The organism is Streptomyces sp. SX-6 (assembly GCF_059089585.1).
The window spans coordinates 175607-200791 of the sequence record NZ_JBTHHU010000005.1; the positions used below are offsets into that span (position 1 = coordinate 175607).

A 25185-nucleotide genomic window follows, 5' to 3' on the forward strand; every position below is an offset into this window, starting at 1 on the left:
TGGTGAGGCACGTCGCTAGAACGCCCGCCAGTCCTTCCGACTCCCGTCCGTCCTCAGCGCGTTCACGCGCCGATTGAACTCCTCTGCCGACTTCGGGCTCGTCGAGACCTGGTGCCCAATCCAGAGCGCCATCATCAACTCTCGGACATCGGCGAGCACTTCATAGCCCGGCCAGTTCATGACGTCGAACCCATAACGGTGGACGAAGGCCTCGTACTGCTGCCGACTGTGCCACCCGAACCGGTCGTAGTAGATCGCAGTGAGTACGAGGTCCCACTCGCGAGGCGCGAGGGCGAACCCGTCGAGGTCGATGAGCACGGCCTGGCCGTCCCGCCCTCGCAGCACGTTGCCTATGTTCGCGTCCCCGTGGATGACGCCGAAGGGCAGGACAAAGTCCAGCTGGTCGTAGTCCTTGTTCAGCTTGGCGGCCCGCTTCTCCAGGAACGCCCGGTCGTCTGCCGGCACGCCATCCAGGTTCTGCAGCGAGGCCCACACCTTCGCGAACGGATCGAAGTACGACAGCCCCAGTGCCTCCGGCTCCTCCAGCCAGTGGAGCCGACGGAGCAGATCCGCCAGCTCCTCCACGGTGGCGTACTCCTCGCGGTCCTGATCGCTCTGCCAGAACGTGACGACCCGGCCACCAGCCGTCATGGGCTGCCGCACGCCAGGCAGCAGACGCGTTGCGGGGAAGCCCTCCGTCTCCAGCCACCGCGCGACCCGTACGGCCCGCTGCATCTCCTCGAGGGCATGAGGATCACGCGCAATCCGGACGATCACCGGGTCGGCAGCCAGCCGGTACACCGCGTTGGATCCCAGCCTCACCAGCTCGGCACCCGAGGTCACCAGACCGGCGGCTGTGCAGGCCTCCTCGAGAGCGATCCCCGCCCTCTGCTCTGTGAAGTCGGTCATGCCGCCTCGAGCCCCGCCCTCGTCCGAGATCATGCGATCGACGCTATCGTCCGCTTCACCTCAACGTCAGCCCCTCCACGTTGTAATAGCGTGATAGCTTCCTCACGGAAAGTCGTCCGACCCGCTTCGTCGCCAGGTCAACGCCGTCGGGACGCTGTCGGCACACGCGGCCTCCGGAGCCGTGTGCGCAGGTTCGAATCCTGCCGGGGGCACTTCGTAGGAAGTGCCGTGAAAACCCCGCCGACAGTGGAAACACTGCGGTGGGGTTTTGGCGTACGGGCCAAAACCACCCCGGAGGGCACCATGAGCGCACAGCCTGAAGACTCGTACGGGCCACTGATCCCGATGCCCGAACTCACCCCCGACGCCCTGCGAGCCGCCGTGGCCCGGATCGCGCCCAGCAAGATCCCCGGGCTCACCCAGCATCTGTTCGAGGCGACGACGAACGCCCAGCAGACACAGAGCCTCGCGCCTCTGAGAGCCTTCATCCACTCATGGGCCGTGTTCGTCGCCATCCAGCGACATCCCGTCCGCGCCGCGCGATTCCGCGAACTGGAGCAGATCGTGGACTCGGGCGAAGGGGACCCGGCGGCGGCGATGACCGAGATCCGTAGCATCCGGGAGACGGCCGAGGCAGAGGCCGGGCTGTAACCAAGTGGTTTTGGCCGGCCAACTGGGAAGGCGGACTACGGGAGTTCGACGTCCTCGGCGGACGAGGCTTCATCAGCTTCCTTGCTCGCACGACCAGCGGTTGCCCTTGTGCGCAGGCAGTGCCGAGACTGGGAAATGAACGCCCTCGCGCAAGAAGGTCGCAAGAAGGAGCTGACCCATGATGTCGGCATCCGAAACAAACCAAGAACGCACCACAAAGCCAGACGGCTCACCCGACTCGGGGCGCTGGAGTTACGGGCTCTGGGTGGCGGTGGGCGGCCTCGCTGCGATTCTCATTGCGTATGGCTTGACTCTCTGGGTTGCAGACCGGAATGACGTGCCAGGGATGTTTTCCGGCGTCACCGGTGTCATCGGAGTAGTGGTCGGCGCATATTTCGGAGCGCAGACCGGCCAGGTGGCGCGCAGAGAGGCCGAGGCATCGCGCCAGGAAACCGAGGTCGTGACCAGGCAGTTGGCCGGGGCCCTGCCTCCCGAAGTAGCAGCACCGATAGTCGGGCCGACTCCGGGAGGCCCCGAAGAGCCGCACTGACCCACCGGGGACCGAACGTAACGGACTCTGCACGCACAGGCACATGGTCATCGCAGGCCATTCGGCCGTGTAGTCTTGTTTCCGCAAGCCCGACGGAGCGGGGAACCCCACTCCAACAGGCACAAGCGCTCGTAGCTTAACGGATAGAGCACTTGACTACGGATCAAGAGGTTGCAGGTTCGAATCCTGCCGAGCGCACAGTAGCGAAGGCCCGCCCCGATCATTCGGGGCGGGCCTTCGGCATGTTCCGGGCGGTTCGATATCGGGTCGCGCGGGGCGGTCGTGGGCTGGCAGCTTGGGTGGCATGGATCATGCGGAAGTGCTGCTCATCGGAGGGCGGGCCGGGGTCGGCAAGACGACCGTGGGGTGGGAGGTGTCGGAGCTGCTTCGTGCGGCGGAGGTGCCTCATGCGGTGATCGAGGGTGACTTTATGGGGCAGGTGCATCCGGCGCCGGAGGGGGATCCTCATCGATCGGAGATCACCGAGAGCAATCTGACCGCTGTGTGGGCGAACTTCGCCGGGCGCGGTTACCGGCGCCTGGTCTACACGAACACCATGAGCGTGCTGCCCGAGACGACGGGCATGTTCGAGCGTGCGCTGGGGGCGGGGGTGCGGATCACCCGGGTTCTGCTCACCGCCTCCGATGCCACTGCCCGTGAGCGGCTGGCGGGACGGGAGCTCGGGTCCGGGCTGGAGCGGGAGGTGGAGGGCGGGGTGCGCAAGGCGCGGTTCCTGGACCAGCGGGTTTCCGCGGATACCGTGCGAGTGGTGACGGACGGACGGGGCGTCGCGGACATCGCGCGGGAGGTGGTCGCCGCCACCAACTGGGTCGGGTAAGGGAGTTCGCGTTACCGGGGAGTATTAGGTTTAGCCGTGTGACCGACTTTGAAACGACCCATGACGCCGCCGAGCGGATCGGCAGTCGTATCGACACCTCCCGGGCGCACACGGCCCGGATCTGGAACTACTGGCTGGGCGGCAAGGACAACTACCCGGTGGATGCCGAGGCCGGTGAGGGGATTCGGCGGCTGCATCCGGGGATCGGGGAGTACGCGCGTGCCGACCGGGCGTTCCTGGGGCGGGCGGTGCGGTATCTGGCCGAGGAGGCGGGGATCCGGCAGTTCCTGGACATCGGGACCGGGCTGCCCACCGCGGACAACACGCACGAGGTCGCCCAGCGGGTGGCGCCGGAGTCGCGGATCGTCTACGTCGACAACGACCCGCTGGTGCTCGCCCATGCGCGGGCGCTGCTCACCAGCACGCCGGAGGGGGTGACGGATTACCTCGACGCCGACCTGCGGGATGTGGAACACATCCTCCAACATGCCGCCAAGACCCTGGACTTCGGTGAGCCCGTCGCGCTGATGCTGCTCGGTGTGGTGATCTTCCTCGAGGACGACGATGAAGCGTACGGCGTCGTACGGCGGTTGATGGAGGCGCTGCCCCACGGCAGTTACCTGGTCCTCTCACACACCATCACCGGTCCGGGGCTCGACGACGTGGACGCCGCGGTCGCGTTCTGGAACGAGAACGGGACGCCGAAGCTCACCCAGCGCACGCCCGCCGAAGTCGCGCGGTTCTTCGACGGGCTTGAGCTGCTGGAGCCGGGGGTGGTGTCCTGCTCGCGCTGGCGGGCCGGGGCGGAAAGCGAGGAGAGCGAGGACGTGGCGATGTACGGGGGCGTGGGGCGGAAGACGGGCGGCGGCGTCAGATCTTCGGGAAACTGAAGCCGTAGCCCTGCTGCTTCAGCCAGGGAAGCGTTTCGCCAAGCGCGGCGGCCGTCTGGCTCCGGTCGCCGCCACCGTCGTGGAAGAGGATCGTCGGGCCGTTGCGGAGCTCGCGCTTGACCGTTTCCTCAATGCGCATCACGCCCGGGCGCTGCCAGTCACGGGAGTCGACCTGCCAGCCCAGCGGGCGCATGCCGTGCTCGGCGGCGAGCTCGCGGCTGTACGGGGTGAAGGCACCGCCCGGGGCGCGGTAGTACCGCACCTTCGTGCCGTCGCCCGCCGCGTCCTCGATCATCTTCTGGGCGTCGAGGATCTGCCGCTTCTGGTAGTCCTCGGGACGCTTGTCCATCGCGGTGTTGTGGTCGATGGAGTGGTCGCAGAGCCGGTGCCCCTCGGCGACGACCTGCTTGACGAGGTCCGGGTGCTCCTTGGCCCGCGGTCCTATCATGCAGAACGTCGCCTTGGCGTCGTTCTTCCTCAGCAGTTCCAGCATCTTCGGGGTCCAGACCGGGTCCGGGCCGTCGTCGATGGTGATGTTGACGACCTTCCCCTCGGTCTCGCTGTCGTGCGAGATCTCGGGGGACACCGGGCCGGTCGAGCCAGAACCGGACGGATCCGGCGCGGCGGCCTTGCCGCGTTCATGAGGGGGCCGGGCGTCGGTGTTCGCGGCGACCTGGTCCCGGGAGTCGTGGGAGTCCTGGGTCGCCATGGCCACGGATCCCCCTATCACCGCGGCGAGTGCCAGCCCCGCACCGGCCGCCACCGCGATGTGCCGCCTCCGTCCGGTAAGTTCAGCCATGGACGTCCCCACTCCCTCATACGCCTGCGTCTTCTTCCTTCTCTCCGCGAAGACGTCCTTGTACCGCAAGGCGTTCCGTTATGCGTCAGAGCTCACAAAACGGTGACAAAACAGGCGTCAAGTGCGTGAAAAGTCCATGATTGCTCCATAGTTACTCCAGCGTTCCTCCTTCTTCAATCACCTGTGCGACCTCCGCCTTGCGGGCCTCCTCCTCCATGGCGAAGCGCTGGGCGTCGAGTTGGTCGGCCAGTTCCTCGTCGTGGGCCATCAGCTTGTCGAGGCTGGCGTCGCCCAGTTCGAGGACGCCCATGTCGACGTATGCCTGCTGGAGCCGTTCGCCCCACAGGCCGATGTCCTTCACGCACGGCACGATGCGGCTGAACAGCAGCTTGCGGAACACCTGGAGGAATTCCGACTGCTCGCTCAGCTCGCCGGCCTCGGCGTCGCCGACGCCGAAGTTCTTCAGCACCTCTTCGCCGCGGAGCCGGTCCCGCATCAAGTAGCAGCCCTCGATGACGAATTCCTCGCGCTCGCGGCGTTCCGCGTCCGTCAGCTGCTTGTAGTAGTCGCGCAGCGCCAGCCGGCCGAAGGCGACGTGCCGCGCCTCGTCCTGCATCACGTACGTGAGGATCTGCTTGGGCAGCTGCCTGTCGGTGCTGTCGCGCAGCATGCCGAAGGCGGCGAGGGCGACGCCCTCGATGAGGACCTGCATGCCGAGGTAGGGCATGTCCCAGCGGGAGTCGCGCAGGGTGTCGCCGAGCAGCGACTGGAGGTTGTCGTTGATCGGGTAGAGCATCCCGACCTTCTCGTGGAGGAAGCGGCTGTAGATCTCCACGTGCCGCGCCTCGTCCATGGCCTGCGTCGCGGAGTAGAACTTCGCGTCCATGTCCGGTACGGACTCCACGATGCGGCTCGCGCACACCAGCGCGCCCTGCTCGCCGTGGAGGAACTGGCTGAACTGCCACGAGGCGAAGTGGCGGCGCAGGTCGTTCCGTTCGGCCTCGCTCATCATGTCCCAGTACCGGGTGCCGTAGAGCGTCAGGTTCTTGTCGGGGACGCCGAGCGGGTCGTACGGATCGACCTCGAGGTCCCAGTCGATGCGCTTGCCGGCGTCCCACTGCTTGTCCTTGCCCTTCTGGTAGAGGGCGAGGAGGCGTTCGCGGCCGTCCTCGTACTCCCATCCGAAGCGGGCGGCACCGCTCGCCGGGACCTCCCAGAGGGACTCGGCGGGGTCGCGTGCGTAGAGCTGTCGCGTCGTCATCGACGCCTCCTTACCTCGCAGCGCTCCGGAGCAGCACTCCGAAGCAGCGCTCCGAGCAGACTCCGGAATTGCAGGCTCACACGCGGGTTACCGCCGGGTCAATGAGCGGTCACGGGCTCGTGTCGCGGGCTCGCGTCCCGGGCTCGTGTCGCATGCGTCCCAGGGGATTGACTGGCTTGCTGACAAGGAGTCTCATAAGCGGTGACCCGGTGCCGACTGAGGTGGGAACGGCCATGGCAGACAGAACGACCGAGACGTACGGCGAGACGTACGACGCACTCGGCCCGCTCAAGGACCGCGAGCAGCTGGCGCTCCGGCTGCTCGAGTCCTCCGCCCGGCACTCCTACGACCCGGACACCGAACTCGACTGGGACGCCCCGCCCGAGCAGGGCAAGTGGTACTGGCCGCCGGAGCTGGTCTCCCTCTACGGGACCCCGCTGTGGCGCCGGATGCCACAGGAGCAGCGCATGGAGCTGGCCCGGCACGAGGCCGCGGCGCTCGCCTCGCTGGGGATCTGGTTCGAGCTCATCCTGATGCAGCTGCTGGTCCGTCACATCTACGACAAGCCCCCGACCAGCTCGCACGTCCGCTATGCGCTGACCGAGCTGGCCGACGAGTGCCGGCATTCGAAGATGTTCGCCCGCCTGATCGAGCACGGCGGCGGCCCCGCGTACCCCGTCTCGCGGCTCCACCACAACCTCGGCCGGTTCCTCAAGACCGTGTCCACGACGCCCGGTTCCTTCGCCTGCACCCTCCTGGGCGAGGAGATCCTCGACTACATGCAGCGGCTGACCTTCCCGGACGAGCGCATACAGCCCCTCGTACGGGGCGTCACCCGCATCCACGTCGTCGAGGAGGCCCGGCACGTGCGGTACGCGCGGGAGGAGCTGCGCCGCCAGATGGTGAACTGCCCGCGCTGGGAGGCCCATCTGACCCGGGTCAGCTGCGGCGAGGCGGCCCGCGTCTTCTCCCGGGCCTTCATCAACCCCGCCGTGTACACCAACGTGGGGCTCGACCGCCGCGAGGCCGTCGCCCAGGTGAGGGCGAGCGGTCACCGCCGCGAGGTGATGCGGGCGGGGGCGAAGCGGCTCACCGACTTCCTCGGCGAGGTCGGGCTGCTGGAGGGAGCCGGCGGACGGCTGTGGCGCAGCTCGGGGCTGCTCGCCTGATCCACCGCCCGGGCCCGGGGTCCGTCCCGTTACGCTGCCTGGCATGACCGGCACCGGCAGCGGAACCGCCTCCTACCGCAGGCTCGGCGTCGCCGAGCGCCGCGCGCAGCTGCTCACCGCCGCGCTCGGCCTCTTCGCGCACCGTGCGCCCGAGGAGGTGTCGCTGGACGATGTCGCCGCCGCGGCGGACGTCTCGCGGCCGCTCGTCTACCGCTACTTCCCCGGTGGCAAGGCCCAGTTGTACGAGGCCGCCCTGCGCAGTGCCGCCGACGACCTCGAACTGTGCTTCGCCGAGCCGCAGACCGGCACCCTCACCGGCCGCCTGGCGGCGGTGCTGGACCGCTACCTCGCCTTCGTCGACGAGCACGACACCGGGTTCAGCGCCCTGCTCCAGGGCGGCAGCGTGGTCGAGACCTCCCGGACCGGCGCCATAGTGGACCGGGTGCGCCGGGCCGCGGCGGCGCAGATCCTCGCCCACCTCCAGGTCCCGGAGCCCGGGGTGCGGCTGCGCATGATGGTGCGCAGCTGGATCACAGCGGTCGAAGGCGCCTCGCTGACCTGGCTGGACGAGCAGAAGCAGCCCCCGCAGGCCGAGCTGCGGGACTGGCTGGTGGACCACTTCGTGGCGCTGCTCGTCACGACCGCCGCGAGCGACGAGCAGACCGACCGGGTGGCCCGCGCGGCCCTGGCCACGGAGCCCGCCGACGGCCCGGTGGCACGCCTGGCGCGCCGCGTACTCCCCGTCTTCGCCGAGGCGGGGCACCTGGGGGACCTGGGGGACCACCCCCTCGTTCCGCATCAGGACGGACCCTGACCGACACTGGTCGGGTGAGAAGCGAGGACGTGCCCTTCGTGGGCGGACCCCTGGACGGGCGGGTGCTGCCCGTGCTGCTGGGTGCCACCGGACAGCCGCCGAAGACCTACGAGGTCCCGGTGCCGGACGCGGACGGCGGGCCGCCGACCGTGTACGTCTACCGGCGGGCCACCGGGGGCACGACGCGCCGGCTGGGGCTGCCGAGGGGCTGGAAGTACGAGTACGACCCCGAGGGCAAGCCCGGCAGCGGCCTGCGGTGGCCGTGGTCACGGCAGTCACGGCAATCGCGTCCGCACGGCTGAGCGGAAGATCGGCGGATCGGGCGGTTTCGCCCGCCCGGCCGTCATAAGTAGTACCGCGCCGGACACGATCCTTCCGAGGCCCGATCATGCCCCGGAGGTGAGCCCGTGTCGGGACGGTTCGCGCGGTGCGTCTGCGCCCTGGCGCTCGTCGCCGCTGCCGCCACCGCGGCACCGGTGCCGGCCGCCTCCGCGGACCCGCCGGACCGGCAGGTCGCCGGGCTGCTCGAGCGGCTGCGCTCGCTCTACCGCAAGACGGAGGCGGCCACCGAGGCGTACAACGCGGCCGACGAGAGACTGCGCCGCCAGCGCGCCGTCGTCGGCAGGGCCGACGAGGCGCTGGCCCGGGCCCGCCTCTCGCTGGCGGGCAGCCATGAGGCGGCGGGCGAGCTCGCGCGGGAGCAGTACCGGGGCGCGTTCTCCCTGCTCTCCCCCACCGTGGTCTTCCTGCTCGGCGGCGACGCCCGGGTGGCACAGGACCAGGAGCGCGTGTACCGGCGGGCCGCCGGGCTCCGGGCCGCCGCGATCCACGGGCTCACCGACGGCGAGCGGCATACGGCCGTACTCGCCCGGCAGGCGCGGGACGCCCTCGACACCCAGCAGGCCCTCGCCGCCGCGCAGCGCAAGCAGCGGGACGCGGTGCGCGGGCAGCTGTCCGAGGTCAACCGGCTGCTCGCCTCGCTCAGCGGCGCACAGCTCGCCGAACTCCGGCGCGCGGACCAGAAGGACACGGGCGACGCCCAGCGCAAGCTGCTCGCCTCGGGCGTGCTGGGCGGTGCCGCGCCGCCGGCGTCCGACGGCGGCGGCAAGGCCCTGGACTTCGCCTACCGGCAGCTCGGCAAGCCCTATGTGTGGGGTGCGGAGGGGCCCGACTCCTTCGACTGCTCCGGGCTCACCTCCCAGGCGTGGGCCCACGCGGGGAAGCCGATCCCGCGCACCAGCCAGGAACAGTGGCAGCGACTGCCGCACGTGCCGCTCGACCAGCTGCGGCCCGGCGACCTGATCGTCTACTTCGGGGACGCGACCCACGTCGGGCTCTACCTCGGGGACGGGCTCGTGGTGCACGCGCCCCACCCGGGCGGGTTCGTGGAGGTCTCCCCGATCGCCGCGAACCCGGTCCTGGGCGCGGTACGCCCCGATTCCGCGGAGGACGAGGACTAGGAAGAAGCGGCAGCCACTCGCCTCACATACGCATCCGTCTTCGCCGGGTCGAAGAAGTAGTGCTCGAAGTCCGACGGGTCGTCGAAGCCGTTGGCGAAGCGGTCGGCGATCGGCTGCAGGCCGGCCGCCGCGCCGATGAGCCGCCGGACATGCCCGGGCGGCGGCGCGAGCATCGCGTTCGTCCACCTCGTGGCGTGCCGCGCGACGGCCCAGTAGCGGTCGAAGGCCGACCGCATCCACGCGGCGTCGAACGGCTCCTCGCCGCGCTCGACGATGGAGTCCAGGTACGAAGCCGCGCACTTGGCCGCCGAGTTGGCGCCCTGGGCGGTGACCGGATCGTTGACGACGACGGCGTCCGCGACGCCGAGGACGAGACCGCCGGACGGCAGCCGGCCGACGGGCTCGCGCACGGTGGGCGTGTAGCGGCCGGCCAACGTGGCGTTCGCGTCGGTGAGTTCGACCTGCGTGGCGCGCCCGTACTCCCACGGCGTGAACCGTTCCAGCAGCTCCAGGATCCTGGCCAGGTGTTCGCCGGGACCGCGGACGTCCCGGAAGGTGTCGAGCGGCCCGCCGGGCAGGCCTTCCCAGAAGAGGATGTCGGCCCGGCCCGAGGTGGTGAGCGTGGGGATGACCAGCAACTCGCCCACGCCGGGGACGATGTTGCAGCGGACCGCGTCGTACTCCGGGTGCTCGGGGCGGGGGCCCAGGCCGTGGACGTAGGCGAGCGCGAGGCAGCGCTGCGGGCTGGTGTACGGCGAGCGCGCGGCGTCGCGGCCGAAGACGGACACCAGCTCGCCCTTGCCCGCGGCGACCAGCACCAGGTCGTAGCGGGGCGCGAGATGGTCGAGGTCCGAGACCGCGGCGGCGTGGACGACCAGCCGGCCTCCGCGCGCGGCGAAGGTGTCGAGCCAGCCGGCCATCTTCAGCCGCTGGTCCACGGACTGCGCGTAGCCGTCGAGGCGGCCCACCCAGTCGACGATGCGCCGCACACCCCGGCCCGGCGCGTCGGCGGGCGCGGCCACCGACAGGCCGAGGCCCTCGGCGCGCGGGGCGCGGTCCTCCCAGAAGTTGAGGCCGAGTTCACGCTCGTGGCGCAGCGCGCCGGCGAACATGACCTGGGTGGAGGTGACTCGTCCGCGCCGCGTCTCGTCGGCCGTGCGGGGCGACATCACGGTCACGTCGTACCCCCGGGCCTGGAGGCCGAGGGCGAGCTGGAGGCCGGACTGGCCGGCGCCGACTATGAGAATCCGTCGCACTGTGGGAATCCGTCGCATCGCCGTGCTTCGGGGGTGATGTCCAGGGCCCGGCCCACGAGGGTGAGCAGGGACTCGACGACCGTGATCCGCTTGCGGGCGTCCATGACCAGCACCGGCACCTCCTCGGTCAGCGAGAGCGCCTCGCGCACCTCCTCCGCCTCGTAACGGGCCGTTCCCTCGAAGTGGTTGACGGCGATGATGTACGGCATCCCGCTGCTCTCGAAGTAGTCGAGCGCCGGGAAGCAGTCCTCCAGCCGCCGGGTGTCGACCATGACCACCGCGCCGATCGCGCCCCGCACCAGGTCGTCCCACATGAACCAGAACCGTTTCTGGCCGGGGGTGCCGAACAGGTAGAGCACCAGGTCGGGTTCGAGGGTGATGCGCCCGAAGTCCATGGCGACGGTGGTGGTTTCCTTCTCCGGGACCTCGACGGCGTTGTCCACGGCCTGGCCGGCGACCGTCATCACGGCTTCCGTGCGCAGCGGGGTGATCTCGGAGACCGAGCCGACGAACGTCGTCTTGCCGACGCCGAAGCCGCCCGCGACCACGATCTTCGTGGCGGAGGGGGCCCGGGTCCGGTCGGTCTGCCAGCTCTGCGCCTCGTCCGGGCCGGCCGGGTGTCCCGCTATCGTCTCAGAGCCTGCGAAGTCCACACTGCACCCTTTCGAGAAGCGCACGGTCGGGCCGTCCGGTGCCGTGACCGGTGCCGTAGACGCGGATTCGTCCCTGGTCGGCCAAGTCGCCGATCAGGACGCGCACGACGCCCAGCGGCATCTTCAGCAGCGCGGACACCTCGGCGACCGAGCGCAGCCTGCGGCACAGCCCCACGATGGCGCGCGCCTCGGGCAGCACCTTCGGCGCCGGCCCGCCGGGGGCCGGTGCGGCTTCCGCTTCGCCGGAGCCGTCGAGCGACCCGACGAAGCTCTCGACGAGCAGGAGGTGCCCGCACTGGGTGCGACCGCCGGTGAGCGAGTACGGGCGTACCCGCGCGCTTCCCCGGCCGCGGTCGAACAGCACGCGGCTCATCTGACCGCCTCCACCGACTGCCGCAGCTCTCTGCGGAGTTCGGGGGTCAGTACGTGTCCGGCCCGGCCCACGAAGAGCGCCATGTGGTAGGCGACGACGGTCATGTCGCAGTCGGGGGCGGCGTGGACGCCCAGCAGCGAGCCGTCGCTGATGGTCATGACGAACAGGCTTCCCTCCTCCATGGCGACCATCGTCTGCTTGACCGTGCCCCCGTCCATCAGGGCCGCGGCGCCGGTGGTCAGGCTGCCGAGCCCGGCGACGATGGTGGCGAGGTCGGCGGTCGAGTTCCGCGGCCCCTCCTGCTGCGGGTGGTCCCCGCCACGGGTGACGTGCCCGGGGTCGGAGGAGAGCAGCAGCAGGCCGTCGGAGGAGACCACGGCGACCGACCTGACTCCGGGCACCTCGTCGACCACGTCCGTCAGCAGCCAGTGCAGATTGCGGGCCTCATGGCTCAGCCCGTACCCGGCCCCCTCCGCGGGGCCGGGGGTGCCGATGGGGGTGACGGGGGTCGCCCCCCGGGAAATTGCAGTCAACCGCGTGCCTCCTCGACATTGCCACCCTCGTCCAGCGCCCCCGCTCGGCGCTGATCACTGCCACTGTCACATCCGGTCAACTCCGCCTCCACGTCGCGCCGTCCGTCGCGCGCTCCCTGCTGGAACCCGGCGAGCTTGCGCCGCAACGCGTCCGCGTCCACGCCCTTGCGCACGCTCCGCTCGGGGGGCTTCTGTGCGAGCGGCCGCGGGGTGGGGGTCCGCTTGGGCAGGCCCGTGCCGGTGACGCCGCCGGGCCGCGCAGGCCGCGGCGCGGGCTGCGGGGACTGCGGGGGCGACCCGGGACGCGGCGCGGGCGCGGGGCGCTCGGACGCGGGGTGCTGCGGTGCGGGGTGCTGCGGTACCGGGTGCTCCGGTGCGGGGCGCTGCGATGCCGGGCTCTCGGGCACAGGACGCTCCGGTGCGGGGTGCTCGGACGCGGGGCGTTCCGGTGCCGGACGCGCGGGTGCCGGGCGCTGCGATGCCGGGCGCTCCGGCGCGGGGCTCGGCGCCTTCGCGGGCGCCTGGCGGCGCGGGGCCGGGGGGCGGGCGTGGCGGCCCAGCGGGGGCCGCATCTCGGACGGCAGGATCAGCTCGATGGTCGGGTCGTCCTGCTGCACGCCGGGCGGTGCGGGCCGGGGGCCGACGCTGGACGTACGGCGCGCACGCCCTTGCAGTACGTGCGAGTTGGACTCGGCGACCGCCCCCGGGAACCGGGCGGGCGGTACGGTCCCGCCCGCCTCGGGCGGGGCGGACGAGGGAGCGGCGGCGGCCGGGGGCTCGGCGGGCAGCAGACGGGCGGGCAGCACCACGACGGCCGTGATCCCGCCGGGCCGCTGCTCGCGCAGCTGGACGCGCACCCCGTGCCGGGCCGCCAGCCGCGCCACCACGTACAGCCCGAGCCCCATCACGGCGTCGTCACCGGGCTCCTCCCGCCCCACCACACCCCTCTTCGGCTCCGGGTCCTCCTGCGCCAGCAGGGAGTTGAGCTCGTCGAGGCGGTCGGGGGCCATGCCGATGCCCTCGTCCTGGACGGAGAGCATCACGTCGCCGTTCTCCAGCAGCCAGCCGGAGACCTGCACCTGCACGTCGGGCGGCGAGAACACGGTCGCGTTCTCGAGCAGTTCGGCCACCAGGTGGCTGACGTCGTCCGCCGCGAACCCGGCGACCTGCGCGCGGGCGGGCAGCGAGTGGATGCGCACCCGCTCGTAGCGGTCGATCTCGCTGACGGCCGCGCGCAGGACGTCGAGCAGGGAGACGGGCCCCACATGCCCGCCGCCCGCCTCCGCCCCCGCGAGGACCAGGAGGTTCTCGCTGTGGCGGCGCATCCGGGTGGCCAAGTGGTCGAGCTTGAAAAGCACTTCGAGGCGGTCGGGGTCGGCCTCGTGGGCCTCCAGGGCCTCGATGACGGTCAGCTGCCGCTCGACCAGTCCGAGGGTGCGCAGCGAGAGGCTGGCGCAGGTGGTGTGCGCCTGGCCGGTGAGCCCGGCCAGGCGTGCGCTGAGCTCCTGGTCGCGGACGCGCAGCGCGTCGCGCTCGTCGGCGAGGTCCTGGCGTGCGCCGTCGAGGCGGGTGCGCTCGCCCTCGAGGAGCGCGATGCGCTCCCGCTGGCGGACGACCGTGCCGTGCAACACATTGACGGACCGGGCGACTTCGGCGAACTCGTCGTCGCGCCCCTTGAACGACACCGGGTCCCGCGACACCGGATCCGCGCAGACCCGGCGGGCGCCGAGCCGCAGGGCGGCGAGCGGGCGGGTCATGGAGCGGGCGGACTGGATCCCGGCCGCCAGGGCGACGAGGAAGCAGAGCACGGCGAGCGCGCAGCGCGCCTCGAGCGCGGTGACGTCCCGGTCGCGGACCCGCGCCAGGTGCGCGGACTCGGCGGTGGCGAGGGCGGATTCGACGCCGCGCATCAGGTCGAGCCGGGCGGTGAGCGCCTTGCGGACGGACTCGGCGTCCGTGGCGCCTTGGCCTTGCGGCTGGCGTGCCGTGATTCGCACCAACTGGGCGTCGGCCGCGGTGACATCGGGACCGGTGACCGTACTCGCGTAGGCGTCGCGGGCCTTGGCCGGTGCCAGCTGGGCGAAGTCGGCGAGCGCCGCCTGTTCCCGGAAGGCCGTCTGCTGGGCGGCGGCGTCGAGTTCGGGCCGCGTGCCGTGGGCGGCGAGCGCGCCGAGGTACAGGCCGCGGGTCGCGGACGCCTCCTCCACGGCGCGGCCGAGCAGCGCCACGGCGGCGGCGTCGGCCGCGCCCGCCCGCGGCGACAGCCGTAGGGCGAGGGTGCCGGCCACGCCGTGCAGTGCCTGGACGGTGGCGGTGTAGACGGTGAACACGGCGAGCGGCTCGCCGGGCCCGGCCAGCGCCCTGCGCCGCGCCTCGGCGAGGCCGTCGAGCTTGACGCGCACGGCGGCGGGGAGGGAGGCGCGGGTGGCCGGGGCGGCGGTGAACGCCCGCAGCTTGCGGTCCACTTGGGCGCGTCGCATCGTGAGCTCGGCAGGGACGCTGCCGCGTCCGGCCGCCACGTACTCCGTCATCGCGTCGCGCTCGTCGGAGAGCGTGTGGGCGAGGGAGACCGCGCCTGCGGCGGTCTTCGCGAACGGCATGAGCCGCTCGGAGTCGTTGACGTCGCGTACGGCGTCGGCGAGGCCGAGCGCTCCGGCGCCGAGCACCGTGAGCGAGACGACGGCCACGGCGGCGATGAGCCGGTTGCGTACGCGAGCGGTGCGCTCCGGCACTCCCGCCGCCTGCTGCTCGCGCTGCCCGCCCCGAAGCCGCTTCTTCCGCACCGGTGCTCACCATTCTCGTCCGTACCCACCCCTGGTGCCGATGTGACCTTTTCAGCACCTCTGCGCGGCGTTCGCGCTTCGTTCGCCGGGCCACTCGAAGGAGTGGCCCGGCGGCGTGGAATGACCCACCGGCGACCGCCACCAGGTAAACCGCCGGGCCCGCCGGAAGGATGCGCGCCAACACGCTCTGAAATCAGGGTTCGTGCACACTGGCCCCATGCGCATCGAACTCTCCACGCTGGCGGGCGATCCCGAACGGCCCAACGAGGACTTCGTGTCGGCGGTCCTGCCCACTTCGGGGCAGGGTGGCGCGATCGTGCTGCTGGACGGCGTGACGCCGCCGCCTTCCGGCGGCACCGGCTGTACGCACGACGTTCCCTGGTTCACGGCGCGGCTCGGCGGTGCGCTCGTCGAACTGTGCGCGGCGCGGCAGGACATGACGCTGCGGGAGTGCCTGTCCGACGCAATCGCCCGTACGGCTCGCGGCCACGCCGCGACGTGTGACCTTGCTCACCGCCGCACGCCGCAGGCGACCGTCGTCCTCGCCCGCTGGGACGCGGAGCGGGTGGAGTATCTGGTGCTGTCCGACTCCGTGCTGTTGCTCGCGGGTGCGGCGGGTGCGGGTGGGGTGACGACGCCCGTGCTCGACGACCGCATCGGGCGGCTGGCCGCGCTGGGGCCCGTGACGGACGCCCAGCGCAATGCGGAGGGCGGCTTCTTCACGGCCGCCGCGGATCCGTCCGTCGCGCGGCACGCGGTCGTCGGCGCGGTGCCGCGCGGGGACGTGCGGGCGCTGGCCGCGCTCAGCGATGGGGCTTCGCGGTGGGTGGAGGTGTTCGGGGAGGGCGACTGGACGGAGTGCGTGGCCCTTCTGGCGAAGGGGGGCCCGGATGGGCTGATCGACCGCGTGCGGGTCGCCGAGGCGGCGGATCCGGGGCGGGTTGCCTTCCGCCGGGGGAAGACGCGTGACGATGCGGCGGTGGTGTACGTGGAGCTGTGAGGGGGAGGGTGCCCCGGTCCCGCCCTTCCACCGTTCCCCGGGGCTTCGCCCCCGGACCCCGCTTCGGGGGCTACGCCCCCGGGCCCCCGAAACCGCGCTCCGCGCGGTTGTCCTCAAACGCCGGACGGGCTGACTTTTAGCCCGTCCGGCGATTGAGGACGAGCGGCGAAGCCGCGACAAGCGGGGTCCGGGGGCGGAGTCCCGGGAAACGGTGAAAGGGTGGGGCCGGGGCGACCTCCCTACGGGCGGGCGGCCGACACGTTCAGGCGGTGCAGCAGCCGCGCGAGCTCCGCGATTTCCCCGCGGTCCCAGTCCGCGAGCTTGCGGACGTACTGCGCGCGCCGCGCATCCCGCACGCGCGTGAAGCGCACACGCCCTTCATCCGTGAGCTCGACCAGCGAGGCGCGACCGTCCGCGGGATCGGGCGTGCGGGCCACCAGGCCCAGCTCGCCCAGCGCCCGCAACTGCCGGCTCATCGTCGCCTTGCCCACCCCGAAGTAGCACGCAAGGTCCGTCGCCCGCTGCGCGCCCACGTCCTCGAGCCGCACGAGCAGACCGTACGCGGCCGCCTCCAGCTCTGGATGGACCTCACGCGCCATCTCGCCGGACGACGCACGCGCTCGCCGCAGGAACACCGCCAGCTCGCGCTCAAGGGCCAGGAACTCGTTGCCCGCCCCGGACGGCGGAGTGCTCTTCTGCTGCACGTGGGCCCTCTTCTGCTGTCCCGCTGCCAAAACTTCCCCGCCAGTATTTCTCACGTCAAGGCCAGGAACAGCACCGCACACGGGTATTCCGGGTATTCATGTCATGACCACGCCATTGGCCCGACCTCCTCCCCCACCGAACCGGAGGCACTCCATGCGCGCGTACCGCTTACTGCCCGTCCTCTTACTGCCCCTCCTCCTCGCCCTCTCCACCACCGCCCGGGCAGGGGACAACTTCCACCCCGGCCACGACTGGATGGGGTCCACCGTCCGTGCCCACGAGGGCGGCGGCCACGGCGGCCGGCCCGGCAACCCGGTCGCGGCCTCCGTCGAGGGCGTGGACGTCAGCAGCCACAACGGCAACGTCCCCTGGTCGGACCTGTGGGACTCCGGCGCCCGGTTCGCCTGGGTCAAGGCCACCGAGGGCACGAGCTACACCAACCCGTACTTCACCCAGCAGTACGACGGCTCGTACGGCACCGGCATGATCCGCGGCGCGTACCACTTCGCCCTGCCGGACAACTCGAGCGGATCGGACCAGGCGAACTGGTTCGTCGCGCACGGCGGCGGCTGGTCCGCCGACGGCAGGACGCTGCCCGGCGTGCTGGATCTGGAGTACAACCCCTACGGGGACACCTGCTACGGCATGAGCGCCGACGACCTGACCGACTGGGTCGCGGACTTCTTCGCCACGTACCGCAAGCTCACCGGCCGGGACGCGGTCATCTACACGACCACCGACTGGTGGAAGAAGTGCACCGGCAACAACGCCGGCTTCGGCTCGGCCAACCCGCTGTGGATCCCGCGCTACGGCTCCTCGCCCGGCCCGCTCCCGGCGGGCTGGCGGTTCCACACCGTGTGGCAGTACACGGACACCGGCCCGGTGGTCGGCGACCGCGACCGCTTCAACGGCTCGTACGCCCGCCTCAAGGCACTCGCGCACGGATGACGACTGTGCCCCGGCGCGCAGCATCGGCGCGCCGGGGCACATCAACAGATCACAGATCAGCCGCAGTTGCCCGCCGGGCGGGTACGGGTCACCAGGTCGCTGTAACCGGTCGTGCTGTCGATCCACACCACCTGCCGGCCGCTCACGGCCGCCGCGGAGAGCTGCTCACCGCGGTTGCAGGAGACCCGGCCGAGACGGGAGCCGTCCACGCTGAACTGCCACAGCTTGGCCATCGACTCGTTGCGGTAGGTCACGTCCGGCACCTCGGAGGTGACCGTCACGGCGTCCTCGGTCGCGGTGAGGTCGAAGGGGTGCAGCGCGGCGGCGCGCGTGTCCTTGCCGAGGTCCACCGCGTCCGTGCCGTCGAGGTTCGCGCGGCGGACGGCCATCGTGCCCTTGTCGTCCTTGTCGGCCAGCCAGAAGACGTACTTGTGGCCGATGCCGGTCTGGCCGATGCCCGAAGGCGTGCCGACCTGGGCCATCAGCGTCTTCTTGCCCGTCTTCAGGTCCAGGACCTCGGTGCCGAAGCGGTAGCCGTCGCCCTCGGGGTAGGACTTGGCGTACGCGATCCGCTCACCGCTCAGCGACGGCAGCGCGGAGGACTGCTCGTCGCGCCCGCCGTCCACGAAGGTCGGGGCCTTGTCGCCCGTGCGCAGGTACGCCACGTGCCGTCCGCCGAAGGGCTCCGACACCTCGAAGACGACCGCCCGGTCCGACACCCGCACCTTGGTGATGCCCGCCGTCGACGAGTACAGCTTCTTGATCGGCCCGCCCGCGAGCGGCCGCGACAGGACGTCGATGCCCTTGGCGTCGTACGCGATCCACACCACGGTCTTGCCGTCGGTCGCCGGATTCACGTGGTAGCGGCCGTCGTTGGGGCTGATGAGCTTGGGCGTGCCGGTGCCGTTGGTGTGGCCCGCCCAGACCGAGTACGCCTCGGTGCCGTCGTCGTTCGACTTGGCCGCGGCCCACCAGCCGCCGCCCGCGCCGACGGCCGAGTCGGTGGTGTTGAGGCGGCCGAGCAGCTGGTCGGAGTCCACTCCGAGGGCGAGCTCCCAGTCCGGCACGATGCCATGGGCGTTGAAGTCGCGCTTGACGGCGTTCTGCGCCCGCGCCGAGACCCTGAGGTCGGCCGCCGCGGCGATGACCGCGTTACGGCCCTCGGTGAAGCCGTCCAGCGGGGTCATGTACTGCGTCAGCGCCTTGTAGACGATCTTGTCGGCGAGCGTGGGGCCCAGGTCCTTGCGCATGTCCCACAACGCACCGGAGAAGATCGTGGAGTTGAGGTGGACACCGCCGTTGTCCGTGCCGAAGCCCACGCCGAGGAAGCTCTTGGACGTCGTCCTGCCGTCGTTCAGGTCGCGGAAGGCGCACTCGCGCGCGGACTTCGTCCGGCACAGCGCGCCGCCCAGCAGCCCGGAGTCCGGGTCGTCCATGGAGATGCCGTGGGCGTTCACCCTGATCGCGCTGCCGAAGTAGTCGGCGAGCGCCTCGTTCAGCGCGCCGGACTGGCCCGCGTAGACGAGGTTCGCGGAGTTCTCGACCACGCCGTGCGTCATCTCGTGGCCCACGACGTCGAGGGCGGCGGACAGCGTGCGGTACTCCTTGTCGCCCCCGCCGTACACCATCTTGGTGCCGTCCCAGAAGGCGTTGACGTACGGCATCCCGAAGTCGCTCACGCCGACGAGGGAGTTGATGGTCATGCCGTGGCCGTCGAGGCTGTCCCGCTGGTGCATGGTCTTGTAGTAGTCGTAGACCTGCCCCGCCGCCCAGTGCGCGTCGACCGCGCCCGACTCGGTGGCGTCCTTGCCGAACGCGGGCGTCTTCGAGCCGAACTCCTTGATACCGTCCGGCCAGCGTCCGGACACATCGCTGACGGTCTTGCTGCGCGCGTCCCACGTGGCGATCAGGTTCTTCGAGGTGGCCGCCATGTGCGCGTGATCGCGCATGACGTACTCGCCCCGCGACGCGTCCAGCTCCAGGCCGAGGCCGACCGTCTGCCCGTCGTACTTCACGCCGGAGCCCGTGACGCCGGGGGTGTCACCGGCCGCCGCGGCTGCCGGAGCACTCTGCCCGCCCGTACGGGCAGCGCCCGACGGCGCGTTGGACGGCCCGGCGAACGTCTTGATACCGCTGTACTGCAGCACCGGGAAGCCGGCCCGGGCGTCGACGTACACCTCGCGCAGCACCGGCGCGCCGGTGGCCGGGTCCGTGCCGCGTACGGTCACGTGGTGCGTGAGCACGCCCGCACCCCGGGGCAGGACCACCAGGCCGCGCGCGGTGCCGGTGAGCGCCTTGGCCGCCGCGGTCTTCGACCCCTTGGACGGGACGACGTCCTTCTTGCCCAGCGTCGCGCCGCCCAGCTGCGCCGCCGTGGCGGCGACCGCCCGGCGAACGGCCGTGGCCTCGCTGACATCGGCCTTGATGTCGGCCTTCAGGGCGGTGAAGTAGCGGCCGGACGTGCCGGTGACGACCCGCTTGCCGTCCTTCTTCTCCATCCGCACGACGTACTGGCCGCCGAGGACGTCGACACCGCGGTACTTCTGCTGGAGCCGGACGGTCTCCGTGTCGCCGACGGCCAGCGTCTGCACGGGCTTCAGGTCGCGGCCCGGGTTCGCGATGCGGTAGCGGCTCTCCTTGTCCGCCAGGTGCCCGCGCGCCGCGTCGGCCGCGCTCCCCCCGGCTGTCACCGACTCGCGAATCCCGCCGACCAGGGCGGGGGTTGCCGTTCCCTTCCCCGGGATCACCTCCACAGGTCCCGGGGCGGATGCGGCGGGCGCCGCCGGAGCGACACCGACGACGAGTGCGGCGGCGCCGAGAAGCGCCGCCGCACCGGTTATCCCGCTCTGTGCTCTGGACTTACGCAAGGCATCCCCTTCATGGCACTGACACGCCTGAATCCGGAAGAGTTTTGGGCAGAGCAATGCAAGCGGTGATGTGTTAACTACTCAACGGTGCCAAGGAGTCGACAGTCGACTTTCAGCCGCCTCAGCCGCCGAAGACCTCGACCAGCCGCGAGAAGCTGTCGCTCCCCCGCCCCGCGTCGATCGCCCGGCGGGCGGCCGCATGCGCCGCCCTGAGCATGCCCGCGTCGATGCCGCGCGCCTCGGCGGCGTGGACGATGTGCTCGATGCCCGCCGCGGCGGAGAGGATCGCGGACTGGTCGCCCGGGTGGCTGCCCTCGTCCACCTGCTTCGCGTAGGCCGGGATGATGCCGGACATCAGGCCCACGATCCCCTGGGCGTACGGCGCGAGTTCGGCGGCCGTGACGTTCTCCGCGCGGGCCATGGCCAGCGCGTGGACGTAGCCGCTCATCGTCGTCCAGAAGAGGTCGAGCAGCGCCACGTCGTACGCCGCCGCCCGGCCCGGGTCCGTGCCGAGGTGGTCGGCGGTGCCGCCCAGGTGTGCGAGCGTCGGGCGGTGCGTCTCGTAGAGGTCCTTCGGTCCGCTGTAGAGGACGACGGCCGCGTCCGTGCCGATGGTCGGGGTCGGGGTCATGATCGAACCGTCGAGGTAGCCGATGCCGTGCCCGGCGGCCCACTCCGCCGCCTCCCGGGCGCGCTGCGGCGAGTCGGCGGTGAGGTTCACCACCGTCCGGCCGCGCAGGGCACCTTCGGCCAGGGGGTCGAGGATCGCGTGCACGGCGTCGTAGTCGATCACGCACACGATCACCAATGGGCTTGCCAGTACGGCCTCCTCCGCCGTCCCCGCGAGGACCGCGCCCCGCTCGACCAGTTCGTCCGCCTTTCCCGCCGAGCGGTTCCACACGGTGGTGGGGTGACCCGCCGCGAGCAGCGCACCGGCCAGCGCCCGGCCCATGGGCCCGAGCCCGAGGACCGTCACCGGTGCGCGATCAATTTCATTGCCGTTCCCGTTGTTGATCGTCATGCTGGCGAAGCTAAACCTTCACGTCGGCGTGAAGGTCAACCGCTCGTGATCGGGGTCACCTTGCGCATCGGAGAACTGTCCCGCCGTACCGGCATCAGCCAACGCGCCCTGCGCTACTACGAGGAACAGGGGCTCCTCAAGCCCGAGCGCCTGACCAGCGGTTACCGCGAATACAGCGAGTCCGACATACGCACCGTGCGCAACGTCCGCACCCTGCTCACCGCCGGCCTGGGCACCACGGTCATCGCCGAGGTGCTGCCCTGCACGACCGACGAGGACGGACTGGTGCTGGCCCCCTGCTCGGAGCTGACCGAAGGCGTGCTCAAGGAACGGGACCGCATCAGCGGTTCCATCCGCGAACTCCAGGACGCGCTCGGTCTGTTGCAGGACCTCATCGACCGGTCCGCCGAGCGGGCCGCCACCGCGGAGGTGGTCCCGTGCTGAGCACCCTCGCCGCCTTCCTGGGCGCCTGCCTCGTGATAGCCGCCTCGCCCGGGCCCGGCACCATGCTCATCATCCGCCAGTCACTGCGCAGCAAGCGCGCCGGTTTCCTCACCGTCCTGGGCAACGAGAGCGGCGTTTTCATCTGGGGCATCGCCGCCGCCCTCGGCCTCACCGCCCTGCTCCAGGCCTCCCAACTGGCGTACGACATCATGCGGATCACCGGCGCCGCGGTCCTGGTCTTCCTCGGCGCCAAGACCCTCTGGGACACCCGGCGCGCCAAGACCGAACCGGAATCGCAGAACGGGAACGGGACCGAGCCGGAGCGCTCGGGGTGGAGCTTCTACCGCGCGGGCCTGCTGTCGAACCTCGCCAACCCCAAGGCGGCGGTGTTCGCGATGTCCTTCCTCCCCCAGTTCGTACCCGAGGGTGCCCCTCACCTGGCCACGATGACCGGCCTGGCGGCGATATGGGCACTGTTCGAGGTGGGCTACTACGGGCTGTACGTATGGTTCGTGGCCCGGCTGCGGAAGGTCATCTCCCGGAGCTCGGTGCGCAGGCGCCTCGAGCAGATCTCCGGCGGAGTGCTGCTGGCCCTCGGGGTGCGCATGGCCGTGGAGGGCTGAGGCGGCATGTCACATCTGCGGGCCCTGCCCTGTCCCACCTGATGACGGCACCACCACCGACCAGGAGACAGGACCATGGCCCGCATTTCGCTCAACCCCCCGCGCACTCTGCTCTACCGCTTTGCCGAGCGGTACTCGAAGCGCAACTACGGCGGCAAGGTCATCGACCCGCTCAAGGCGTTCGGGCACAATCCCAGGTTCATGCTCGCGGACTCGGTCTTCGAGCTGAGCCTGGCGAAGTGCAGGAGTCTCGACAAGGGGCTCAAGCACCTTGCGGTGATGGCCTCCTCGGTGAGGATCGGCTGCTCGTGGTGCATCGACTTCGGCCACTGGGAGGCGAACGAGCTCGGCCTCTCGCTCGAGAAGATCCGCAAGGTGCCGGCGTGGCGCGACGAGCCCGAGGCCTTCACCGAGCTCGAGCGGCTCGTCCTCGAGTACTCCGAGGCCATGACCGAGACCCCGCCGGCCGTCACGGACGAGCTCGCGTCGCAGCTCGTCCGCCGGCTCGGCGAGCCCGCGTTCGTCGAACTGACCGGGATGGTCGCGGTCGAGAACCTGCGCTCGCGCATGAACCACGCCTTCGGCCTGACCGGCCAGGGGTTCTCCGACCACTGTGCCGTACCGTCGGCGGTATGACGGAGCACCTCGGGGACAGAACAGACACCGCCACTGACATCTTCGAAACGCATCGGCGCATGCTGTTCGGCATCGCCTACCGCATGCTGGGCAGCGTCGCCGATGCCGAGGACATCCTCCAGGACGCCTGGCTGAAATGGAGCACGGCCGCCACCGGCACCGTCACCAGCCCCCGCGCGTACCTCGCCCGTACCGTCACCAACCTCTCGCTGAACCGCCTCGGTTCGGCCGCCGTGCAGCGCGAGTCGTACGTCGGCCCCTGGCTCCCCGAGCCCCTGCTGACCATGCCGGACGCCACGGAAGGTGCGGAGTTGGCCGAATCCGTCTCGCTCGCGATGCTCGTCGTCCTGGAGAGCCTGTCCCCGCTGGAGCGGGCGGTCTTCGTGCTCAAGGAGGTGTTCGGCTTCTCGTACCAGGAGATCGCCGAGGCCCTCGGCCGCACGGAGGTGTCCGTACGCCAGACCGGCCACCGCGCCCGGTCCCATGTCCAGGCCCGCCGGCCCCGCTTCGACGCTGACGCCGAGACGCGCAAGCAGGTCACCGATGAGTTCATGACGGCCTGCCTGGGCGGCGACCTCAACCACATGATGGAGCTCCTCGCCCCCGACGTCACCGCCTGGACCGACGGCGGCGGCAAGCTCCGCGCCGCCCTGCGCCCGCTCCACGGCGCGGACAAGGTGGCCCGGTTCGCCCTGGGAGTCCTGGCCAAGGACCCGTCGCTGCCCGCGATGGAGATCCGTCCGGTGGAGGTCAACGGCGCACCGGGCATGCTGTTCCTCAGGGACAGCGGGGAAGTGGACTCTGTGGTCTGCTTCGACGTCGCCGACGGCCGCATCGCGGCGGTACGAGTCATCCGCAACCCGGACAAGTTGCGCCATATACAGGGGTGATGAGGCCATGGAGCGCGATCGGCGCACCGTGTTCGGAGAGGCCGCCGAACAGTACGACGCGGCGAGGCCGGGCTATCCGGAGCAACTCGTCGACGACGTACTGGACTTCGCGGGCCCGGTGTCCGCCGCCCTGGAGGTCGGCGCGGGCACCGGCAAGGCCACGCTCGCGTTCGCCGCGCGCGGCATCCCGCTGACCTGCCTCGAGCCGGACCCGCGCATGGCCGCGATACTGGCCCGCAACTGCGCGACCGCGACTGTGCGGGTGGAGCAGACGTCCTTCGAGACCGGGAACCTCCCCGAGCACCACTTCGGCCTCGTACTCTCCGCCCAGGCCTGGCACTGGGTCGACCCTGCGGTGCGGTGGTCACGCGCCCGGTCCGTGCTGGTGCCGGGCGGGACCCTCGCCCTGTTCTGGAACGACTGGCTGGTGACCTCGGACGCCATCCGCCAGGACCTGACCGCGGTGCACGAACGCCACCTGCCCGAACTCCCGGATTACGGCATCCTCGAGACCCGCCCGCGCGACGACGACTGGGTCCCGGAGGAGCTGGAAGCCGACAGCGGCTTCACCGCCCCCGTCTACCGCGAGTACGTCTCCGCGCACGAACGCTCCACGTCCGGCCTGCTCGACCTGCTGACCTCGCTCTCCGCCTGCCGGATGCTTCCGGACGCCACGCGCGAGGCACTGTTCACGGACGTCGCCCGCGTCGTGGACGCGCACGGCGGGCGCGTGGAGCTGACGACCACGACGGGGCTCTACCTCGCGCGGAGCCGTACTGGCACCGTGGCGAAGAGCGAGCTGCTGGTCGATGTGCGGGAGCACCCCGTCGAGTCACTGATGGACTTCCGTGCGGCGCTCGTCGCGGTCAACCACGAGGCGTTGCACCACTGGCAGGGCCGGAGCCTGGACGCCCTGTGGGACATCATCGAGAATCGGGGCTTCTCCGATCTGCTCGACTCCCACGACGTTCTGGTCGTCCGTGCGCGACGCAGCGCGTTCCTGTCCGGCGCGCATCCCGTCGGGCGGGTGCTGCTGAAGCTGTTCGACGACGCGACGCACGCCCGTCTGGAGCTGTTCTGACAGATGGCCAGGCGGCCGGGATCGCCGCACG

The 25185-nt window shown here is 71.0% G+C and carries 25 protein-coding genes and 2 tRNA genes; 16 read left to right on the forward strand and 11 right to left on the reverse strand.

Annotated features, from left to right (window positions below; genetic code table 11):
- Nucleotides 1-15 precede the first annotated feature (15 nt).
- A complete protein-coding gene (locus ACV530_RS08370) occupies nt 16-942 on the reverse strand; it encodes a phosphotransferase family protein (RefSeq protein WP_494331650.1) in 927 nt (308 codons plus the stop codon).
- Between the two features lie 109 nt (nt 943-1051).
- Here ACV530_RS08370 and ACV530_RS08375 point away from each other — a divergent pair.
- The 5 genes from ACV530_RS08375 to ACV530_RS08395 all read left to right on the forward strand — a co-directional run bounded on the left by ACV530_RS08375 (nt 1052) and on the right by ACV530_RS08395 (nt 3838).
- Nucleotides 1052-1121, forward strand: a tRNA-Arg gene (locus ACV530_RS08375).
- Nucleotides 1122-1212: 91 nt separating this feature from the next.
- Entirely contained in the window at nt 1213-1560 is a 348-nt protein-coding gene (locus ACV530_RS08380) for a hypothetical protein (protein ID WP_494331651.1), read from the forward strand.
- 675 nt (nt 1561-2235) lie between these two features.
- Nucleotides 2236-2308: transfer RNA gene (locus ACV530_RS08385), tRNA-Arg, on the forward strand.
- A gap of 106 nt (nt 2309-2414) precedes the next feature.
- Entirely contained in the window at nt 2415-2948 is a 534-nt protein-coding gene (locus ACV530_RS08390; protein ID WP_494331652.1) for an AAA family ATPase, read from the forward strand.
- A 38-nt stretch (nt 2949-2986) separates the two neighbouring features.
- Complete coding sequence (locus ACV530_RS08395; protein ID WP_494331653.1) at nt 2987-3838, forward strand: SAM-dependent methyltransferase; 852 nt, start codon at nt 2987-2989, stop codon at nt 3836-3838.
- Here ACV530_RS08395 and ACV530_RS08400 read toward each other — a convergent pair.
- Both ACV530_RS08400 and ACV530_RS08405 read right to left on the reverse strand, forming a co-directional pair.
- Nucleotides 3819-4637: a polysaccharide deacetylase family protein gene (locus ACV530_RS08400; RefSeq protein WP_494331654.1), complete on the reverse strand. Its 819-nt coding sequence runs from the start codon at nt 4635-4637 to the stop codon at nt 3819-3821. The two genes, ACV530_RS08395 and ACV530_RS08400, sit on opposite strands and share 20 nt — an antisense overlap.
- A 151-nt stretch (nt 4638-4788) precedes the next feature.
- The gene (locus ACV530_RS08405) at nt 4789-5898 is read right to left on the reverse strand and encodes a ferritin-like domain-containing protein (protein WP_494331655.1); all 1110 of its coding nucleotides are present in this window, start codon (nt 5896-5898) and stop codon (nt 4789-4791) included.
- Between the two features lie 233 nt (nt 5899-6131).
- Here ACV530_RS08405 and ACV530_RS08410 point away from each other — a divergent pair, with 233 nt between their 5' ends.
- The 4 genes from ACV530_RS08410 (at nt 6132) to ACV530_RS08425 (ending at nt 9341) form a co-directional block, all read left to right on the forward strand.
- Entirely contained in the window at nt 6132-7067 is a 936-nt protein-coding gene (locus ACV530_RS08410) for an AurF N-oxygenase family protein (protein WP_494331656.1), read from the forward strand.
- Nucleotides 7068-7110: 43 nt separating this feature from the next.
- Nucleotides 7111-7881: a TetR/AcrR family transcriptional regulator gene (locus ACV530_RS08415; protein WP_494331657.1), complete on the forward strand. Its 771-nt coding sequence runs from the start codon at nt 7111-7113 to the stop codon at nt 7879-7881.
- Between the two features lie 14 nt (nt 7882-7895).
- Nucleotides 7896-8183, forward strand: a complete 288-nt coding sequence (locus tag ACV530_RS08420) for a DUF8847 domain-containing protein (RefSeq protein WP_494331658.1) — start codon at nt 7896-7898, stop codon at nt 8181-8183.
- A gap of 105 nt (nt 8184-8288) precedes the next feature.
- A complete protein-coding gene (locus ACV530_RS08425; protein WP_494331659.1) occupies nt 8289-9341 on the forward strand; it encodes a C40 family peptidase in 1053 nt (350 codons plus the stop codon).
- On the opposite strand, the gene ACV530_RS08430 is transcribed toward ACV530_RS08425, so the two are convergent.
- The 5 genes from ACV530_RS08430 to ACV530_RS08450 are packed head-to-tail and all read right to left on the reverse strand — an operon-like array spanning nt 9338 to nt 14939.
- Nucleotides 9338-10597, reverse strand: coding sequence for a styrene monooxygenase/indole monooxygenase family protein (locus tag ACV530_RS08430; protein ID WP_494331660.1), 1260 nt, complete (start codon nt 10595-10597; stop codon nt 9338-9340). The genes ACV530_RS08425 and ACV530_RS08430 overlap by 4 nt on opposite strands.
- On the reverse strand, nt 10579-11250 hold the full coding sequence (locus ACV530_RS08435; RefSeq protein WP_494331661.1) for a GTP-binding protein: 672 nt from the start codon (nt 11248-11250) through the stop codon (nt 10579-10581). The genes ACV530_RS08430 and ACV530_RS08435 overlap by 19 nt, the downstream gene beginning before the upstream one ends.
- Nucleotides 11231-11623: a DUF742 domain-containing protein gene (locus tag ACV530_RS08440; protein ID WP_494331662.1), complete on the reverse strand. Its 393-nt coding sequence runs from the start codon at nt 11621-11623 to the stop codon at nt 11231-11233. Before ACV530_RS08440 ends, ACV530_RS08435 begins: the two co-directional genes overlap by 20 nt.
- The gene (locus ACV530_RS08445) at nt 11620-12117 is read right to left on the reverse strand and encodes a roadblock/LC7 domain-containing protein (protein ID WP_494331784.1); all 498 of its coding nucleotides are present in this window, start codon (nt 12115-12117) and stop codon (nt 11620-11622) included. Before ACV530_RS08445 ends, ACV530_RS08440 begins: the two co-directional genes overlap by 4 nt.
- 35 nt (nt 12118-12152) lie before the next feature.
- Nucleotides 12153-14939, reverse strand: coding sequence for a sensor histidine kinase (locus ACV530_RS08450; RefSeq protein WP_494331663.1), 2787 nt, complete (start codon nt 14937-14939; stop codon nt 12153-12155).
- A gap of 217 nt (nt 14940-15156) precedes the next feature.
- Between ACV530_RS08450 and ACV530_RS08455 the strand changes: the two genes are divergently transcribed.
- A complete protein-coding gene (locus ACV530_RS08455; protein ID WP_494331664.1) occupies nt 15157-15939 on the forward strand; it encodes a hypothetical protein in 783 nt (260 codons plus the stop codon).
- 239 nt (nt 15940-16178) lie between these two features.
- Here ACV530_RS08455 and ACV530_RS08460 read toward each other — a convergent pair whose 3' ends face one another.
- Nucleotides 16179-16643, reverse strand: a complete 465-nt coding sequence (locus ACV530_RS08460; protein ID WP_494331665.1) for a MarR family winged helix-turn-helix transcriptional regulator — start codon at nt 16641-16643, stop codon at nt 16179-16181.
- A gap of 154 nt (nt 16644-16797) precedes the next feature.
- On the opposite strand from ACV530_RS08460, the gene ACV530_RS08465 reads away from it, so the two are divergent.
- Nucleotides 16798-17592 carry a lysozyme gene (locus ACV530_RS08465; RefSeq protein ID WP_494331666.1) on the forward strand — a complete coding sequence of 265 codons (795 nt, stop codon included), beginning with the start codon at nt 16798-16800 and terminating at the stop codon, nt 17590-17592.
- A gap of 56 nt (nt 17593-17648) precedes the next feature.
- Here the strand turns inward: ACV530_RS08465 and ACV530_RS08470 are convergent, their stop codons facing one another.
- Nucleotides 17649-20459, reverse strand: coding sequence for a M4 family metallopeptidase (locus ACV530_RS08470; RefSeq protein WP_494331667.1), 2811 nt, complete (start codon nt 20457-20459; stop codon nt 17649-17651).
- Nucleotides 20460-20580: 121 nt separating this feature from the next.
- A complete protein-coding gene (locus ACV530_RS08475; RefSeq protein ID WP_494331668.1) occupies nt 20581-21480 on the reverse strand; it encodes an NAD(P)-dependent oxidoreductase in 900 nt (299 codons plus the stop codon).
- Nucleotides 21481-21540: 60 nt separating this feature from the next.
- On the opposite strand from ACV530_RS08475, the gene ACV530_RS08480 reads away from it, so the two are divergent.
- From ACV530_RS08480 to ACV530_RS08500, 5 genes are all read left to right on the forward strand, one after another.
- Nucleotides 21541-21924 (forward strand): MerR family transcriptional regulator, encoded by a 384-nt coding sequence (locus ACV530_RS08480; protein WP_494331785.1) that lies wholly within the window; start codon nt 21541-21543, stop codon nt 21922-21924.
- Nucleotides 21918-22547 (forward strand): LysE family translocator, encoded by a 630-nt coding sequence (locus ACV530_RS08485; RefSeq protein ID WP_494331669.1) that lies wholly within the window; start codon nt 21918-21920, stop codon nt 22545-22547. Before ACV530_RS08480 ends, ACV530_RS08485 begins: the two co-directional genes overlap by 7 nt.
- 75 nt (nt 22548-22622) lie before the next feature.
- Complete coding sequence (locus ACV530_RS08490) at nt 22623-23183, forward strand: carboxymuconolactone decarboxylase family protein (protein ID WP_494331670.1); 561 nt, start codon at nt 22623-22625, stop codon at nt 23181-23183.
- Nucleotides 23180-24073, forward strand: a complete 894-nt coding sequence (locus ACV530_RS08495) for an RNA polymerase sigma-70 factor (RefSeq protein ID WP_494331671.1) — start codon at nt 23180-23182, stop codon at nt 24071-24073. Before ACV530_RS08490 ends, ACV530_RS08495 begins: the two co-directional genes overlap by 4 nt.
- Nucleotides 24074-24080: 7 nt before the next feature.
- Nucleotides 24081-25154 carry a class I SAM-dependent methyltransferase gene (locus ACV530_RS08500; protein WP_494331672.1) on the forward strand — a complete coding sequence of 358 codons (1074 nt, stop codon included), beginning with the start codon at nt 24081-24083 and terminating at the stop codon, nt 25152-25154.
- Nucleotides 25155-25185 lie beyond the last annotated feature (31 nt).

Bases quoted from the DNA above. Each gene is read 5' to 3' on its own strand.
- ACV530_RS08400 (WP_494331654.1), bottom strand. From the start codon at position 4,637: ATGGCTGAACTTACCGGACGGAGGCGGCACATCGCGGTGGCGGCCGGT.
- ACV530_RS08415 (WP_494331657.1), top strand. From the start codon at position 7,111: ATGACCGGCACCGGCAGCGGAACCGCCTCCTACCGCAGGCTCGGCGTC.
- ACV530_RS08500 (WP_494331672.1), top strand. From the start codon at position 24,081: ATGGAGCGCGATCGGCGCACCGTGTTCGGAGAGGCCGCCGAACAGTAC.
- ACV530_RS08410 (WP_494331656.1), top strand. From the start codon at position 6,132: ATGGCAGACAGAACGACCGAGACGTACGGCGAGACGTACGACGCACTC.
- ACV530_RS08440 (WP_494331662.1), bottom strand. From the start codon at position 11,623: ATGAGCCGCGTGCTGTTCGACCGCGGCCGGGGAAGCGCGCGGGTACGC.
- ACV530_RS08475 (WP_494331668.1), bottom strand. From the start codon at position 21,480: ATGACGATCAACAACGGGAACGGCAATGAAATTGATCGCGCACCGGTG.
- ACV530_RS08490 (WP_494331670.1), top strand. From the start codon at position 22,623: ATGGCCCGCATTTCGCTCAACCCCCCGCGCACTCTGCTCTACCGCTTT.
- ACV530_RS08380 (WP_494331651.1), top strand. From the start codon at position 1,213: ATGAGCGCACAGCCTGAAGACTCGTACGGGCCACTGATCCCGATGCCC.
- ACV530_RS08465 (WP_494331666.1), top strand. From the start codon at position 16,798: ATGCGCGCGTACCGCTTACTGCCCGTCCTCTTACTGCCCCTCCTCCTC.
- ACV530_RS08405 (WP_494331655.1), bottom strand. From the start codon at position 5,898: ATGACGACGCGACAGCTCTACGCACGCGACCCCGCCGAGTCCCTCTGG.
- ACV530_RS08455 (WP_494331664.1), top strand. From the start codon at position 15,157: ATGCGCATCGAACTCTCCACGCTGGCGGGCGATCCCGAACGGCCCAAC.
- ACV530_RS08370 (WP_494331650.1), bottom strand. From the start codon at position 942: ATGATCTCGGACGAGGGCGGGGCTCGAGGCGGCATGACCGACTTCACA.
- ACV530_RS08495 (WP_494331671.1), top strand. From the start codon at position 23,180: ATGACGGAGCACCTCGGGGACAGAACAGACACCGCCACTGACATCTTC.
- ACV530_RS08390 (WP_494331652.1), top strand. From the start codon at position 2,415: ATGGATCATGCGGAAGTGCTGCTCATCGGAGGGCGGGCCGGGGTCGGC.